General features: G+C 42.4%; 5 protein-coding genes. 3 read left to right on the top strand and 2 right to left on the bottom strand.

The window, feature by feature from the left end; genetic code table 11:
• Window positions 1–87 precede the first annotated feature (87 nt).
• Window positions 88–993 (bottom strand): hydrogen peroxide-inducible genes activator, encoded by a 906-nt coding sequence (locus AB4496_RS12400; RefSeq protein ID WP_009848276.1) that lies wholly within the window; start codon window positions 991–993, stop codon window positions 88–90.
• 209 nt (window positions 994–1,202) lie between these two features.
• Between AB4496_RS12400 and AB4496_RS12395 the strand changes: the two genes are divergently transcribed.
• The 3 genes from AB4496_RS12395 (at window position 1,203) to AB4496_RS12385 (ending at window position 3,901) form a co-directional block, all read left to right on the top strand.
• Window positions 1,203–1,811, top strand: a complete 609-nt coding sequence (locus AB4496_RS12395) for a peroxiredoxin C (protein ID WP_009848275.1) — start codon at window positions 1,203–1,205, stop codon at window positions 1,809–1,811.
• 317 nt (window positions 1,812–2,128) lie between these two features.
• Window positions 2,129–2,872 (top strand): copper homeostasis protein CutC, encoded by a 744-nt coding sequence (locus AB4496_RS12390; protein ID WP_009848274.1) that lies wholly within the window; start codon window positions 2,129–2,131, stop codon window positions 2,870–2,872.
• Between the two features lie 99 nt (window positions 2,873–2,971).
• Window positions 2,972–3,901 (top strand): LysR family transcriptional regulator, encoded by a 930-nt coding sequence (locus AB4496_RS12385; RefSeq protein ID WP_009848273.1) that lies wholly within the window; start codon window positions 2,972–2,974, stop codon window positions 3,899–3,901.
• Between the two features lie 27 nt (window positions 3,902–3,928).
• Here AB4496_RS12385 and AB4496_RS12380 read toward each other — a convergent pair whose 3' ends face one another.
• Window positions 3,929–4,624 (bottom strand): hypothetical protein, encoded by a 696-nt coding sequence (locus tag AB4496_RS12380; protein ID WP_009848272.1) that lies wholly within the window; start codon window positions 4,622–4,624, stop codon window positions 3,929–3,931.
• Window positions 4,625–4,661 lie beyond the last annotated feature (37 nt).

Raw genomic sequence — 4,661 nt, 5'->3', positions numbered from 1 at the left:
ATTTGTTTGTTTTTCTTCTCAAATAAACAAACAAAAAGAGCAGCCAAATAGCTGCTCTTTTTCTTTTGAATTTTACTTTCTAGTTTTTTAAAGCAATTCTGAGACTACATCAGCTAACTGATGAAAGGTTTCAAGACGTGACGAGCTTGGTCGCCATACAAGGCCTATATCGCGATAAGCTTGTTGACCGGGAGGGTCAATCACCACTAAATTCTGATTTTGCAACAAACCATGATCGATCGCCATTTGTGGAATAAAGGTGGTTCCTAAACCATTTGCCACCATTTGTACCAACGTATGTAGGCTTGTGGCGGTGAACGGGTTTATCTTCTCTTTGTCGGTTAGCTTACAAGCTGATACCGCGTGCTCGGTTAAGCAGTGCTCGTTCTCCAACAAGAATACAGATTCGTCTGGCAGGTCATCATATTTAATCGGAACACGAATACCATCGGCTTGATTGCGGCTGATTACCATTCTGAAAGGGTCTTGCCCAACAACTTTGCTCTCCATGTTGTCGATATCGACAGGCAAAGCCAGAATCAGTACATCCAACTCACCATGACGCAACGCAGCCAATAGGTTAGTTGTCGTGTCTTCCCGTAACAACAAGTTCAACTGTGGAAAACGTTGGTTCGCTTCTTGTACCAAATCGCACAATAGGAATGGAGCAATAGTAGGAATACACCCTACTCGCAACTGCCCTTGCATCGCGTCTCCATTACATAGATTTCCGAGCTCAACCAAGTCTTGCCCTTTCGCCAGTAACTCTCGACCATGCTTAACCACCAGCTCACCCGCTTGAGTGAAAACCAATGGGCTCTTTTTATCTTTCTTCTCATAGAGAGGACAACCAATGAGTTCTTCCAGGTTTTGAATGCCTTTACTTAGTGTCGATTGACTCACGAAGCAGCGATCCGCAGCGTCGCTAAAGTGGCGAGTTTCGTGAAGAGTAACAAGATAGTGAAGTTGCTTAAGACTTGGCCATTTATTCATGAAATTACTTTGAAATATGAGTAGGATAACTTAAGTGAAGGTCATTTGACCTAAGGAACGGACAAAGAATAAGCTTATCGCTTTTTTCGATTAACTTAATCTATTTAATTCGCTTTTTTCTATAGTACCGATTGTACTATAGTTTGTCCCGTAGAAACGGAGCCCAAACAAAGATGTGTTGGGCCAACTAATTTTTTAGGAGATTCCAAATGGTACTAGTAGGTCGTCAAGCCCCTGACTTTACTGCAGCAGCTGTTCTAGGTAACGGTGAGATCGTTGATAACTTCAACTTCGCAGAATTCACTAAAGGTAAGAAAGCGGTAGTTTTCTTCTACCCACTAGACTTCACTTTCGTTTGTCCTTCAGAGCTAATCGCTTTCGACAACCGTCTAGAAGATTTCCAAGCTAAAGGCGTTGAAGTAATCGGTGTTTCTATCGATTCTCAATTCTCTCACAACGCATGGCGTAACACTGCTATCGCTGACGGCGGTATCGGTCAAGTTAAATACCCTCTAATTGCTGACGTTAAGCACGAAATCTGCAAAGCATACGATGTTGAGCACCCAGAAGCAGGCGTTGCTTTCCGTGGTTCTTTCCTAATCGACGCAGACGGCCTTGTACGTCACCAAGTAGTTAACGATCTTCCACTAGGTCGTAACATCGACGAAATGCTACGCATGGTAGACGCACTAAACTTCCACGAGAAGAACGGTGAAGTATGTCCTGCACAATGGGAAGAAGGTAAATCAGGTATGGACGCATCTCCACAAGGTGTTGCTGCATTCCTATCTGAGCACGCTGACGACCTAAGCAAGTAATTACCTCTTAAGCCCGAACTCAACGCGGGTTAATGGTTGGAAGACTCTCTATAAAGAGAAATAAAGCATAAGCTAATAGCGCAAAGCGCACCGCCAATCAGTTAAGAAGTAAAGTCCTATTAAAAGCCCGAAGTTAACGCTTCGGGCTTTTTTCATCTCTCTCCGACGACAATTATCTACCCAAACCGCCTCTGCAACATTTAATAGAGGCAGTTACAAGAACAAACTTTACCCCTATTTTCCTCTGCTACCACCTATTCATATCCGTATCTAGGTTGTTATGATTTCGTCCGTATCTTTTTGAACGGATAAATACGATGAACACCGAAATTGAAGTCTGTATCGATAACTTAGAATCTCTATATAACGCACTATCTGGTGGCGCGAATCGAATTGAGCTTTGCTCTTCATTAGCACTTGGCGGGTTAACTCCAAGCTTCGGAATGATGAAGCAAGCGGCAAAAATTTCGTCCGTACCAGTTTATGCCATGATACGACCGAGACAAGGTGACTTCATATTCGATTATGACGATATACTCTGTATGCTGGAAGATATTGAAGCTTGTGCGAGAGCAGGGTTGAATGGCGTCGTTCTGGGTGTACTAACACCTGATGGTGAGATTGATATGTCTGCAATGCAAATTCTCTCAAGCAAGGCTCACCAACTCAAACTAGCAATCACCTTCCACCGTGCAATCGACCAGCTTCAGGATTATAAAGTAGCGTTAGAGCAGATTATTGAGCTTGGATGTGAAAGAATCCTGACGTCAGGGCTTGCTATTAATGCAGAGCAAGGCATCAATGTGCTCGCAGATATGGTCAAACAAGCCGATGGCAGAATCGATATAATGGCTGGTGCAGGCGTCAACGCAACGAATGCCAAAATGATTCAAAGCTCCACCCAAGTACCTGCACTTCACCTTTCAGGTAAATCGACAAGACCCAGCCTAATGGAAAGCAATTCAAGCGCTCAAATGGGCAGTAATGATGTTGATGATTATCAGATACCAGTAACTAATGCGAATAAGATATCCAATGTGAGAGCTGCCCTCACCGCTTAGGGTAATCGTCACTAACACAAATCCAGAGAACCACGCTGACGAATCTAGCGGACTGGCGTATATTAGAGTTAATAGCACAGAAAATTTTCATGGACAGATATGGCTAAAGACTTATTCAGCTCTCTTGATTTAAACCTGTTACGAACATTTCTTATTGTTTATCAAGAAAAAAACACCAGAAAGGCTGCGGAACGTTTATTCGTTTCTCAGCCAGCGGTTAGCCAAGCCCTACAAAAGCTAAGACACCACTTCAACGATGACCTTTTCGTAAAGGTTCATGGAGGCTTACAACCTACGGCATTTTCAGAGCAGCTCACCAATCAAATAAAACCGTTCATGGACGGTCTATCTATCGCGGTTAATACATCAAACACTTTTGATCCGAAAGAGATCGATTACACGTTGAAAATAGCCCTATCTCCAGTGGTGCTTTCTTGTCTGTCTGGCTCACTTTTTAAAGATATAAAAGCGCAAGCACCAAACGCTAAACTAAAGCTTGTTCCATGGTCAAACTCGTCTGTCTCAGATATACAAAAAGATGAGGTTTTGATGGGAGTAAGCTACTTAGGGGAAAAGACAAGTAAAGAAGTCTATACAAGGCAGCTCATTGAATTAACAGGACGTATATTTGTTAGGAAAGATCACCCTTTAAAGCAAAACACCGTGACTCCATATGACATGGCAGGGTACGAAATCGCATCTTTAGTAACGCCAGGTTGGAATGACAATTTTAGCTTAGCGTCTCAGATTCTAACCGACCTTTCCATCGAGCATCGTATCGGTTTTCGCAGCGAATTGGTCATGGCTCTAATCGATGTCATTCAACATACTGATATGTACATGCCCCATTCCAACCTTTTCCCAGTAGAAAACTATCCGACATTACGCGGGATAGATGTCTCAGTCGACGGAAAAACGCTGAAAACTCCGGTCTATAGTTATATACACATTAAAAATCGAAACTCACCTTTAACAAACTGGCTTTCAAAACTCATAGAGCAAGTTTTATCAGAACAAGTACAAAAGTAAGTTCGATTAAAAGTTATATATTGTATTTTACTCTTCCGGACGCCAGCTCAGTGCGCTAGCGATGGTACCGATAACTAATGTGTCTTTTTCCGCTTCATTAAGTTCAGGTAACATCTGTAGCGTTATCATTCCATTTGTCTGTGCAGCCGCTATTTCTTTAGAAGCTTTTTTAAAGCTATACCCTAGTGGTTTTTCTACCGACATTAAAAGGTCTTTACTTGAATGGACAGTTTCTACGTCATATTTATTCGCCCCAACTCGGATATAGCCAGCTTCTTTCTTTTCTAAGCTAACACTGATCATCCCAGATTGAGGCTCTAAAACGAACTCTCCTATATTCTCATTGCTTTGAGATACAGAACAGCGGTAAGGTTTATTGCCACCAAAATCAACACCCATGTAGTTAACTGAAGTGCCACCGCCAGAACAGACTAAGTTCCACACTTGGCCATTATCGACTCTAGTGATTTCAGCAGCCAGCTCACCCTCTTTGAATGAAACAGTCTCAAACCATGTTGAACCTGATGAATCTCGGCTATATTTACCTTGGTACATACCTGCAATATCAAACGTCCCTTCTTGTCCTAACCCCCAAAAATCACCATCAGTTTTAACCATGAGTTCTGGCTGCTGATTAACCGCATCTGATTTGTCCATGATGGCAACGCTGCCGCACGCAGTTAACGCGAAAAGAGGAGTCACAACGAAAAGAAACTTCTTCATACTGATATCTACCTAAAAATAAATGTAAGGGAAAAAT

The organism is Vibrio sp. 10N.222.46.A1 (genome assembly GCF_041473595.1).
Taxonomy (GTDB): Bacteria; Pseudomonadota; Gammaproteobacteria; order Enterobacterales; family Vibrionaceae; genus Vibrio; species Vibrio tasmaniensis_A.
Note: the sequence above shows the minus strand (reverse complement) of the source record. Positions and strands in the feature narration are given on the sequence as shown.